This window comes from Mesorhizobium sp. M1169, from assembly GCF_040318345.1.
Lineage (GTDB): Bacteria > Pseudomonadota > Alphaproteobacteria > Rhizobiales > Rhizobiaceae > Mesorhizobium.
Genome location: NZ_JAMYME010000031.1, coordinates 64,957 through 75,601, shown reverse-complemented (window position 1 = coordinate 75,601; position 10,645 = coordinate 64,957). Strand labels below are relative to the sequence as shown.

General features: G+C 58.3%; 8 protein-coding genes and 1 pseudogene. 7 read left to right on the top strand and 2 right to left on the bottom strand.

Annotation, left to right across the window (positions count from 1 at the left end; genetic code table 11):
• Positions 1-726: 726 nt before the first annotated feature.
• Positions 727-1,151 (top strand): annotated as a pseudogene (locus tag NKH41_RS24920) (hypothetical protein); the annotation flags it as partial.
• A gap of 117 nt (positions 1,152-1,268) precedes the next feature.
• Here the strand turns inward: NKH41_RS24920 and NKH41_RS24915 are convergent.
• On the bottom strand, positions 1,269-2,381 hold the full coding sequence (locus NKH41_RS24915; RefSeq protein WP_352934499.1) for a mandelate racemase/muconate lactonizing enzyme family protein: 1,113 nt from the start codon (positions 2,379-2,381) through the stop codon (positions 1,269-1,271).
• A 327-nt stretch (positions 2,382-2,708) separates the two neighbouring features.
• Here NKH41_RS24915 and NKH41_RS24910 point away from each other — a divergent pair, with 327 nt between their 5' ends.
• Positions 2,709-3,461 (top strand): IclR family transcriptional regulator, encoded by a 753-nt coding sequence (locus tag NKH41_RS24910; RefSeq protein WP_352934497.1) that lies wholly within the window; start codon positions 2,709-2,711, stop codon positions 3,459-3,461.
• A gap of 165 nt (positions 3,462-3,626) precedes the next feature.
• Here the strand turns inward: NKH41_RS24910 and NKH41_RS24905 are convergent, their stop codons facing one another.
• Positions 3,627-4,577 (bottom strand): GlxA family transcriptional regulator, encoded by a 951-nt coding sequence (locus NKH41_RS24905; RefSeq protein ID WP_352934495.1) that lies wholly within the window; start codon positions 4,575-4,577, stop codon positions 3,627-3,629.
• Positions 4,578-4,665: 88 nt separating this feature from the next.
• On the opposite strand from NKH41_RS24905, the gene NKH41_RS24900 reads away from it, so the two are divergent.
• The 5 genes from NKH41_RS24900 to purU are packed head-to-tail and all read left to right on the top strand — an operon-like array spanning position 4,666 to position 10,643.
• Positions 4,666-5,916, top strand: coding sequence for a sarcosine oxidase subunit beta family protein (locus tag NKH41_RS24900; protein ID WP_352934493.1), 1,251 nt, complete (start codon positions 4,666-4,668; stop codon positions 5,914-5,916).
• 23 nt (positions 5,917-5,939) lie between these two features.
• Positions 5,940-6,218 (top strand): sarcosine oxidase subunit delta, encoded by a 279-nt coding sequence (locus NKH41_RS24895; protein ID WP_352934490.1) that lies wholly within the window; start codon positions 5,940-5,942, stop codon positions 6,216-6,218.
• Positions 6,215-9,178, top strand: coding sequence for a sarcosine oxidase subunit alpha (locus tag NKH41_RS24890; RefSeq protein ID WP_352934488.1), 2,964 nt, complete (start codon positions 6,215-6,217; stop codon positions 9,176-9,178). Before NKH41_RS24895 ends, NKH41_RS24890 begins: the two co-directional genes overlap by 4 nt.
• Positions 9,171-9,695, top strand: a complete 525-nt coding sequence (gene soxG, locus NKH41_RS24885; RefSeq protein WP_352934485.1) for a sarcosine oxidase subunit gamma family protein — start codon at positions 9,171-9,173, stop codon at positions 9,693-9,695. The genes NKH41_RS24890 and soxG overlap by 8 nt, the downstream gene beginning before the upstream one ends.
• A 60-nt stretch (positions 9,696-9,755) precedes the next feature.
• Positions 9,756-10,643, top strand: a complete 888-nt coding sequence (purU, locus tag NKH41_RS24880) for a formyltetrahydrofolate deformylase (RefSeq protein WP_352934482.1) — start codon at positions 9,756-9,758, stop codon at positions 10,641-10,643.
• The last annotated feature ends 2 nt before the right edge of the window (positions 10,644-10,645 follow it).

Genomic DNA, 10,645 nt, shown 5'->3' with positions numbered 1-10,645 from the left:
CCCATCAAAAACTTGACCCGGCACCGCGGTGCTCAGGTCCTCATGGCCGCCGGATACACGTCTGCGGTCTTCACCGGATGGGTACCTTCGGTCCACCCTTGATGATCCACTGCGCGCGACGCGAAACCAGGTCGGGAAGAGGAAGATGGTCACCCAATCGGCCGAACAAGGGGAGATAGGAATGAAGGATCAAATTTGATAAACATCGCCCCCGATAAACGGGGACGACACCAGTTCCACCTGCCGGTGGAAAGCTGTCCTTCGCGGAACGAGGATGAGGTGAGTTCGTTGCCCGTGCTGTTACCGATTGCTACATCAGGACGCGCCGCAGAGTGTTCCACCTCATTCTTCTGAATCCCCATGCAGGGTAGGGCCAGAGCGCCGATCCCGGAGAGAAGCAAGACCCCGCGAAAGACGCGCAATGCCGGCGAAGCGGAAAGCTCGAAAAGCGCTTGACCCCAACACGCCGAATAGAGAAGCACGGACACGTTTCCGAAAGCGCCGTAGCGCCCACGTCAAGAAATACACAATCCGTGTTGATTTCGGCATGCTCGACGAGCAACCCCGCCGGCGCCAGTCTCGTCGTCTCATCGACCCAAATCTCTCTTCCATCGCGCTGATTCCCTCTCGAAAATTGCGCGACATCACCCTCCACATGCAGCGAGATTGAGTCTGACCCAATATTGGACGCCGATCAGGGGTCAAGAAGTTCGGCGCCGATTGAGAAGCGACCCGGATGCCAGCATGACCACCAATGGCCGCAATCGCCGGCTGGAGCCTGCCTATAAGCAACATGCCGCCGTTGATCATCTGCGCGGCGTGGTTCTGGATGTCGCCGTGACCACGGGCGAGATCTGCCGATGCCGGCTATTCCTATGCAAAGGTTTTCGTAGCTTTCGAGTCTCGCGCCATCGAAGCTTTGATCCCGGCCAAGGCTGATCCGATCCGAACTCCCGTACCGCCCGGGCGAGGCCCAGAATTGGCACGGCCTCGCACGGGCGGTACGGCGCGGTCTCGGCAACATGAAAATTCAGGCCTATCTCACCGCGGCGGCGGTCAACCTGAAGCGACTGGCGGCCGCTTTGCTTGCCCATTTTCTGGGTTTGGTGATGAATGCTCACCTCCCCCTGGAGCCCGTCAACGAGCTCTGAGACACCGCCAGTTCTGAGATCAGAGCCTCCCCGATGCGAGTCAACCGCAGAAAAAGGCTTCTTCAACAGCCCCACCCGGCAGCGCTGCCAGGTGGCGATGCATGATAACCTACTCTATCAGTTCGTGTCGCCGTACACAGCTACCGGTTCGCCGAGGCTACCCGGTAAGGGCTCTTGACCAAGCCCGGGCCGATCGGAGACTTCCACTGCTGCTCCGCCCCCCTGGACTCGAATGGGTGCATCCGTTAATGGGTCGCTCCAAGTCAGCGGGTCGTAAACAGAATGGCGGAACTCCTTCGGGGTGGACTGCGCGAGATGGAAAATAGCCGCCTGCACTAGTCCACTTCCGCCTATGTCTTGAATAGTCATCGGAATTCCTGCCGTCGCACACATGTCACGGGCGCGGCGGGCCTTTGTCAGGCCACCAACTCTCGAAATTTTGATATTCATCAAGTCCGCTGCACTATCGGCGATAATCCGCATCACCATCTCGGGTGAGTCGACAATTTCGTCGAGGATCATGGGATGATCAGTGCGACGTCTCACCGCGAGGCAGTCTTCGTAAGAAGCACACGGCTGCTCTATATAGACGTCCAGATCCCGAATTTGTCGCATTACTCGCAGGGCCTGATCCCGCGTCCAACCGCGATTGCAGTCGAAGTAGTAGTCCTCATGGGGTTGGGCATGTTCCATAATTGCCCGTATCCTCGACACATCTTCCGCGACATCACCGCCCAACTTCACTGACAAACGCCGGTAGCCTTTCTCACGGAAGCTCGCGGTCGCTGCCAACATCTCTTCAATCGACCCTGCGCCAGGGTCGGCCATAAGATCTAATCCACCGTCAAATCTTCCGCCGAGAAGATCGCAAAGCGGCATTCCCGTTGCTTTGCCGAGGATGTCCCAACAAGCGACGTCAATCGCCGATTTCGCGTATGGATGACCGTACAAAGCATGATCCATTAAATAGTTGATTCGATCGATTTGGAGCGGATTTTCTCCATTGAGATGAGGAGCTAACTCGTCGATGCCCGCTCTCACCCCCCTGTCGAAAGCCGGCAGATAATTCGCTCCCAGCGTCCCGACTTCGCCCCATCCGACGATAGCTGCATCAGTCTCGATTGATACGATGGTGTTTTCGGCAGATGTCCATGTCCTATCGCGCGATAGGCTGTAGCTCTGTGGAAAAGTCCTCACGATCTTAAAAACTGATATGCGTTTTATCTTCATTAGGCACTACTCCTTTGTCTCCTCCCCGGCGGCAAGAATACTTCCTTAGCCGGGAAATCGCTTACGCACTGAGCGAGGTGGTTGATTGCATCAATGTCTGATCGTCCCTCAGGTCAAAAGGTGGTTCTTCATGAACTCGCACGAGACCGCTTTTTGTGATGTCACGTGGGCCCACCTCCGATGGGGCAGATCGCCTTTGTCCTTTTTGCCAGGGAATTTCGCATGCTCCTAGCAAGCGGCGAAGTGGGCACTACGTCAATTCAGTCCTTGTCATTGAAACGATTAAAGCCTATCTCTTCTAATTATTAGAAAATGGGAGGTGGCTGAGTGCCTTCAAATTCGTCATCAAACGCCGCCCGAGCTCTTGATATTCTTTTGGCTTTGGGGGAAGCAGACGCCTATGGGCTGCCGCTAGGCGAGATCGCAATCAGGGTAGGTGAAGCAAAACCTGCGGTTCATCGCAGTCTTGCATCCCTGCTTCAAAAGGGCTTTGCTGAGCCAACAGGTCGCCATGGACATTACCGACTTGGCCCAGCGATAACTATGCTTGCGCGTCGGCAGGCCCGATTGGAGCCAGTGATCGCACGACATCGTCCTGGAATGACAGAGTTCGCAAGGCGTACGGGCTATACAGTCTATATGATGGTCCAAGCGGGCGTTGATGCAGTCTGCGCAGAAATGGTGAGCCGTTCCCCGCAACAGCAACTTTGGCTCGGGTTAGGTGGTCGTGTCCCCATGGGGGTTGCGGCGGGTAGCGTAGCGCTTCTGTCGATGCTTCCTTCCGCCGACTATAAGCAGCTTATTGAAGCGAACGCTGAGCGCTACATCACGCATCCCTCGGTTCAACACGTCGACGCCGCCGTCGTCCTCGCTCAAGTTCGAGACGCCCAACGCCGAGGCTATGCGATAAACATGGGCTATTACCATCCTGGAGAGGGCGGTATAGGTTTGCCTATTCTCAGTACGAGCTCTTACGAGATGAACGTTGCTATTTCGTTCACCCTTGCCTTAGAGATGATGACAAACACCTTCGTGACGAGCATCGTTTCGGAACTCAAAGACTGTCTCTTTGCGAACTAACGGATGGCCGAGACATCGATCGTAGGAAGCACTCATCCATCATCCATCCGTCGAGAAAGCCGCTTGCAGAAGGATTCATAGCCGTTTCCATCAGTCAGCAGGCGGAGCGCAAAATCAAAATACATCGCATCGACCCGGCGTCCTGAGCTGATTGCCGAAGTCCTGTCAGATTCGGTCTCTTTTCGGGCTTCGGCCAAATAACTTCGAATAGCAACTGGAAAGGTGAGCTGCACTTGAGAAGCCCGTAGCAAACGCGATTTCGGATATAGAGAGCGGGCTTTGCTGTAATAGGCGGCGTGCATGCTTAAGGCGAAATTTTCGATACGTTTCGGAATAGCTAGCGCTCAGATGCTCGGAGAAAAGTCGGTCAAGATGACGTTTGCTAACGCCTGCATAAATTGCCATCTGAGAGCGGTCAAATGGCCGCTCTATGGTAGCCTCCATCTTTTCCAGAACATTTAGCAGGACTGCGTGGTTGACGCCGAAGCGCTCAGCTGCGGAGGCCCGTTGCGGCGCGGCCGGTTCTGCAACTGCTGTATGGAGGTACCAATCACTAACGCGTCGGGCGAAATCCGCACCCATCCGCTCTGAGATGAGGGCATGCATCATATCCAGAGGCGCAACCCCTCCTCCGCAGGTAATGCGATTTCCGTCTAGCACGAATCTGGCCTGGCGTGGATTGAGGTGAGGAAACGCTTCCATAATCGCCGCCGCATGTTCCCAGTGAACTGTAAAGTCTCGCCCGTCAAGCAAGCCGGCAGCGGCCAAAAGGTAGGGTCCGCCTGAAATCCCCCCAATGCGAGCACCGTTGCGAGATAGCTGGCGCAGAGCCCCAAAAAGCCCTGGCGAGCTATGGATCACTGGATTCCCGCCTACGCACACGAAGATCGTGTTCACGACAGAGTGTTCCAGCCGGTGACAAGGTATGACGGCGCCTGACGAACTGGTCACAGCTGTTCCGCCCATGGAGATTGGTCGCACATCATAAAGGGCTTGGCCCGCGAGCAGGTTTGCTGCCCGAAGCGGTTCGGCAGCGGACGCATATGACATCAACGAGAAGCCAGGCAACAATAGAAACCCAATTGACTGCGTAATTCGGTTCGTCTGATCGCTCATGGCTCTCTCATGTCGTTTTTTGGCTCTTTGAAGAAAACAATAATCCTGTTGGTCGGATATACAAGTTGAAACGACGTGGAACCATTCTATGCGCTATTCAGCTCTTGCAATATTTTTCAATGGACTTCGCAGCAACAAGGCATGGAAGCCCGCTTGGCGGCACCCTGAGCCAAAGCCGCGTTACGACGTTATCATCGTGGGCGGAGGCGGCCACGGGCTGGCGACAGCCTATTACCTCGCCAAGGAATTTGGCATAACCAATGTCGCAGTGCTGGAGAAGAGCTATATCGGCTCCGGCAATGTGGGGCGAAACACCACAATCATCCGCTCCAACTACCTGCTGCCGGGCAACAATCCGTTCTACGAACTTTCCATGAAGCTATGGGAAGGGTTGGAGCAGGATTTCAACTTCAACGCCATGGTCTCGCAACGCGGCGTGCTTAACCTTTTCCATTCCGACGGCCAGCGCGATGCCTATATCCGGCGCGGCAATGCGATGCGGCTGCACGGTGTCGATGCGGACCTGCTGGACCGGCAAGCTGTCCGCAAGAGGCTGCCTTTCCTCGATTTTGATAATGCGCGTTTCCCGATCTACGGCGGGCTTCTACAAAAGCGCGGCGGCACAGTGCGCCACGATGCAGTGGCCTGGGGTTATGCTCGCGGCGCAGACATGCGCGGTGTTGACATCATCCAGAATTGCGAAGTGACCGGCATTCGTCGCGAGAATGGCATCGTCACTGGGGTCGAGACCACGAGGGGTTTCATCGGCTGCGCAAAACTCGGCCTTGCGGCCGCCGGTAATTCCTCTCGGGTAGCTGAAATGGCAGGGCTGAAGCTGCCGATCGAAAGCCATGTGCTGCAAGCCTTCGTTTCGGAGGGGCTGAAACCCTTCATCGACTGCGTGGTGACATTCGGTGCGGGGCACTTCTATATCTCGCAGTCCGACAAAGGCGGACTAGTGTTCGGCGGCGATCTCGACGGCTACAATTCCTATGCGCAACGCGGCAACCTGGCGACCCTCGAACATGTGGCGGAAGAAGGTAAGGCGTTGATCCCGTCGCTTTCGCGCGTCCGGATGCTACGCTCCTGGGGCGGCATCATGGATATGTCGATGGACGGTTCGCCAATCATCGACCGTACCCACCTCGACAATCTCTATCTCAATGCAGGCTGGTGTTACGGCGGCTTCAAAGCGACGCCTGCCTCCGGCTTCTGCTTTGCCCATCTGCTGGCCAAGGGTACCTCCCACGACACGACAAGACAGATGCGCCTCGACCGGTTCGAGCGCGGTTACCTGATCGACGAAAATGGCCAGGGTGCGCAGCCCAACGTTCACTGATATCGCACAAGGAATAGCCGAACATGGCAAGTCTCGTCCCCTGCCCACATTGCGGCACACGATCCAAAGAAGAGTTCACCGTCAAGGGCGCGGCGCTGGCCCGCCCCGCGCCGGATGCCGATAAGAAAAGCTGGATGAACTATGTCTATCTGCGCGACAATCCGCGCGGGCGCTATGAGGAATACTGGCACCATACGTCGGGCTGCCGCCGCTGGCTGGTAGTTGTCCGCGACACTGCTACTCATGAGATTGAAGCAAGCCGCGACGCGGCGCTTGCCGGACCGACGGACGCCTGCACATGACATCCTATCGTTTGGCAACCGGCGGCCTGATCGATCGGCAGACGCCTCTTTCCTTCTCCTTCGACGGGAAGCGCATGCTAGGCCTCGAAGGCGACAGCCTGGCTTCAGCGCTGCTTGCCAACGGCCAGCAGCTAGTCGGGCGCAGCTTCAAATACCACCGCCCACGCGGCATACTCACCGCCGGTGCTGCAGAACCGAACGCGCTGATGACGCTCGGCCAGGGGCGTCGTGCCGAGCCCAATACGCGCGCCACGATGCAGGAACTCTATCAAGGGTTGGAAGCGCAGAGCCAGAGCCGCTGGCCATCGCTGGAGTTCGATATTGGCGCTCTTAACAGTTTGTTCTCGCCCTTCCTCGGTGCCGGTTTCTACTACAAGACCTTCATGTGGCCCGCTTCCTTCTGGGAAAAGATTTACGAACCCTTCATCCGGAAGGCGGCCGGCCTCGGCAAAGCGAGCTACGAAGCCGATCCGGACTCCTATGAAAAGTGCTGGGCGCATTGCGACCTGTTGGTCATCGGTTCCGGGCCAGCCGGGCTCGCGGCTGCGTTGAGCGCCGGACGCTCCGGTGCCCGGGTCATCCTGGTGGACGAACATGCGGCTGCCGGTGGTTCGCTGCTTTCGGAAACAGCAACGATCGCCGGTGCTTCGGCTTCGCAATTCGTTGCGGAGACTGTAGCCGAGCTGTCATCGCTCTCCAACGTACAGATCCTCACCCGCACCACGGCCTTCGGCTGGTATGACGGGAATGTCTTCGGCGCCGTCGAGCGGGTGCAGAAGCATGTCAGCGATCCACTGCCTGCGGTGCCCGTGGAACGCCTGTGGCGCATAGTCTCCAAACGAGCGATCCTCGCCAGCGGCGCGGAAGAACGCCCGCTGGTTTTCGGCGGCAATGACATCCCCGGTGTCATGATGGCGACTGCGATGCGGACCTATCTGAACCGCTACGGCGTTGCCCCCGGCAAGCAGGTGGCCATCTTCACCACCAATGACAGCGGCTATGCCCTGGCCCGCGATTTGGAGTCGGCGGGCGTCAACCTCGTCGTCGTGATCGACAGCAGACCGGATGCGACCTTCCGCTATTCAGGTCGGGCGCGCGTCATCAAGGGCGCCTATGTCTCCGATGCCCATGGCGGAAAGACGCTGTCCTCTATCAGCGTGTGGAAGAACGGTAGCGTCGAAATGCTCAAGGCGGACGCACTCGCCATGTCCGGCGGCTTCAGCCCGATCATCCACCTTGCCTGCCATCGCGGGGCCAAGCCCATCTGGTCGGATGAACAGGCCGGCTTCCTCGCGCCGACTGGCCTCAACGGCTTTGAACTGGCAGGCGCCGTCAACACCAACTCCGGCATCGCCGCCTGCCTTGCAGACGGTGCGGCGCGCGGCGCGGCCTTCGTCGAGGCGCTTGGGTTTGCGGCGAGCGTCGCCACATTCGCCACGGTCGAGGGTGATATCGTAGCGCCTCCGGCAAAGCCGATCTGGAATATTCCCGGCGTCAAGGGCAAGGCCTTCGTCGATTACCAGAACGACGTACACCGCAAGGATCTGGGTCTTGCCGTGCAGGAGGGCTATGGACATGTCGAGCTCGCCAAGCGCTACACCACCAATGGTATGGCGACAGACCAGGGCAAGCTGTCGAACGTCAATGCCATCGGCCTCTTGGCCGAAGCACGCGGCATTTCTCCGGCCAAAATCGGCACCACGACTTTCCGGCCCTTCTACACCCCTGTGTCATTCGGCGCGCTGACAGGTGCGCATTCCGGCCATCACCTCCAGCCGGTGCGCAAATCGCCGCTGCATGATTGGGCGAAGAAGCGCAGTGCCGTCTTCATCGAGACCGGCCTCTGGTATCGTTCGTCCTGGTTCCCGCGGGACGGCGAGACCAGCTGGCGCGAAAGCGTCGACCGCGAAGTACTGAACGTCCGCGCCAATGCCGGCCTCTGCGACGTTTCTATGCTCGGCAAGATCGAGGTCTGCGGCAAGGATGCCGCCGAATTCCTCAATCGCGTCTATTCGAATGCCTTCCTGAAGCTGCCAGTCGGCAAGGCCCGTTATGGCCTGATGCTACGCGAAGACGGCTTCATCTATGACGACGGCACCACCAGCCGACTCGAGGGCAATCGCTTCTTCATGACCACCACCACGGCCTATGCCGCCGGCGTCATGACGCATCTGGAATTCTGTGCCCAGGCCCTATGGCCGGGTCTCGATGTCCGCCTCGCCTCCGTCACCGATCAATGGGCGCAGATGTCTGTGGTAGGACCGAAGTCGCGGGCAATCCTGCAGGCGATCGTCGACGAGGATATTTCCGACGCCGCCTTCCCGTTCTTGGCGGCTAAGGAAGTGTCGCTGTTCGGTGGGCAGATCCGTGGCCGGCTGTTCCGCATCTCCTTTTCCGGCGAACTGGCCTATGAATTGGCAGTGCCGGCGGGTTATGGGGAAAGCGTCGCCGATGCGATAATGGAGGCCGGCAAGCTGCATGGCATCCAGCCCTATGGCGTCGAGGCGCTGAGCGTTTTGCGCATCGAAAAAGGCCACGTCACCCATAGCGAGATCAACGGCACGGTGATTCCCGCCGATCTCGGCTTCGGCAAGATGGTCTCGGCCAAAAAGCCGGATTTCATCGGCAAGGCGATGCTGAATCGCGAAGGCCTCACGGCCCCAGACCGGCCAAGCTTGGTCGGCGTTGTGCCGCTCGACCCGAACACATCATTCCGCACCGGCTCGCATATCCTTGCCAAGGATGCCGCCGCAGCGCTAGAGAACGACCAAGGCTATGTGACCTCGAGTGCCTATTCACCCCATGTGGGCTCCACCATCGGCCTTGCGCTCGTCAAGCGCGGACCGGAACGGCATGGCGAGGAAGTGGTGGCGTGGAACGGCCTGTGCGGCGAATTCACCGCAGCGCGGCTATGCAATCCGGTTTTTGTCGATCCGCAGAACGAGAGGCTCCATGTCTAATTTCCGCCCGACTCTTCGCCCTGCGCTCGGCGCCAAGACCGCGATCACTTCCGCGGAGGTAAAACTCTCGGCGCTGCCTGAAGGCGCGATCGTCCAAGTGCTCGCCCCGCCCGGAGAACAGGACCTAACATCCTTCCTGAGCGGCCTTGGCAAAGGTGGCGTCCGCACCGTTTCACCCGGACAGTGGTTTATCGTTGGCCACGAGCCGATGATGCGAGACGATATGAAGACCCTATTCGACACGCTCGAACCGCGCGCGACGGGCGTCGACCAGAGCGCCGGCCGGGTCCGCATCCGCATCGACGGCGCACAAGCAAGACGCGTGCTATCGAAGGGTACGGCCCTCGACCTTTCCGCCGACGCGTTTCCCGTAGGCCGATCGGCAACAACCCTGATCGGCCACATCGCCGCTCACATCACTCGCATCGATACCGACTCCTTCGAGTTAATCGTGCTCAGGGGCTTCGCAGAGAGCCTTTGGGACGATCTCACAAGGATGAGCGCCGAGTATCGGTAATTCAGTCTAGATGCGCAAGCGCTGCAGCACCGTTGACTTGCCAATTGCTGAGAATTTCCTGTGCCTAATAACTTGATCTTGACCGTAAAATGCAATTCCACACGCGGGATAGTCGCAGCAATCTCAACCTTGCTGGCAGACAGCGGCTGCAACATCGTCGACAGCTCGCAGTTTGACGACCTGGATGCGGGCAAGTTCTTCACCCGCGTCTCGTTCATTTCCGAAGAAGGCGTCAAGCTCACGGCGCTAAGGGAAGGTTTTGCACCGATCGCCGCGAAATTCGGAATGGAAGCGGAAATTCGTGATAGCGCCAGCCGAATGAAGGTACTCCTGATGGTCTCACGCTTCGGCCATTGTCTGAACGACCTGCTTTACCGCTGGAAGATCGGCGCGCTCCCCATCGACATCGTCGGCGTCGTTTCCAATCATTTTGAGTATCAGAAGGTCGTCGTCAATCACGACATCCCATTCCATCACATCATGGTGACGAAAGAGAATAAGCCCCGGGCTGAAGCGCAGATCATGTCGGTTGTTGACCAAACTGGTGCCGAACTGATCATTCTCGCTCGCTACATGCAAATTCTCTCCGATGAGATGTGTCAGAAGATGTCCGGTAGGATCATCAACATCCACCATTCCTTCCTGCCGAGCTTCAAGGGCGCGAACCCCTACAAGCAAGCCTATCTGCGCGGCGTCAAACTGATTGGCGCGACGGCGCATTACGTCACCGCCGATCTCGACGAGGGTCCGATCATCGAACAGGACATTGCCCGCATCACGCATGCGCAAAGCGCAGAGGATTACGTATCGATCGGCCGCGATGTGGAGAGCCAGGTGCTGGCGCGCGCCGTTCACGCCCACATCCACCATCGCACTTTCCTCAACGGCAACCGCACCGTCGTCTTCCCGGCAAGCCCAGGCTCTTACGCCTCTGAGCGCATGGGGTGAGA

What these genes read in the sequence shown, in the direction of transcription:
- NKH41_RS24915 (WP_352934499.1), bottom strand. Translation starts at nt 2,381, where the DNA reads ATGAAGATAAAACGCATATCAGTTTTTAAGATCGTGAGGACTTTTCCA.
- NKH41_RS24900 (WP_352934493.1), top strand. Translation starts at nt 4,666, where the DNA reads ATGCGCTATTCAGCTCTTGCAATATTTTTCAATGGACTTCGCAGCAAC.
- NKH41_RS24890 (WP_352934488.1), top strand. Translation starts at nt 6,215, where the DNA reads ATGACATCCTATCGTTTGGCAACCGGCGGCCTGATCGATCGGCAGACG.
- NKH41_RS24905 (WP_352934495.1), bottom strand. Translation starts at nt 4,577, where the DNA reads ATGAGCGATCAGACGAACCGAATTACGCAGTCAATTGGGTTTCTATTG.
- soxG (WP_352934485.1), top strand. Translation starts at nt 9,171, where the DNA reads ATGTCTAATTTCCGCCCGACTCTTCGCCCTGCGCTCGGCGCCAAGACC.
- NKH41_RS24895 (WP_352934490.1), top strand. Translation starts at nt 5,940, where the DNA reads ATGGCAAGTCTCGTCCCCTGCCCACATTGCGGCACACGATCCAAAGAA.